This window comes from Bradyrhizobium sp. sGM-13 (assembly GCF_018398875.1).
Classification (GTDB): Bacteria; Pseudomonadota; Alphaproteobacteria; order Rhizobiales; family Xanthobacteraceae; genus Bradyrhizobium.
On sequence record NZ_JAGWDK010000369.1, the window covers coordinates 1 to 254 of the forward strand.

At 63.0% G+C, this 254-nt stretch carries 1 pseudogene; it reads left to right on the forward strand.

Annotation, left to right across the window (positions count from 1 at the left end):
• Window positions 1-254, forward strand: a pseudogene (locus KJQ96_RS39335) (hypothetical protein); the annotation flags it as partial.

A 254-nucleotide genomic window follows, 5' to 3' on the forward strand; every position in this document is an offset into this window, starting at 1 on the left:
TAATGTCTGAAGGCGATCGCCGGACGGAACCGCGTCCCGCAAGCAGCACATCCCCATACCAAGACGAACTGGCGGCAGTCAGCCTGCGGCTTCTGCTCGCGCAGGCCGAGATCAATGCGCAGAGTTTGCTGGCCGCGGCCGGCATCGACGCCAGGGAACGGGAGGCGGCCGACAAGCTGCAGAAGCTGATGCTCGAGGAATTGGCACCACCGCATCAAGAATACGCTCGCAACCGTCGCAGCGCCTGGAATTAC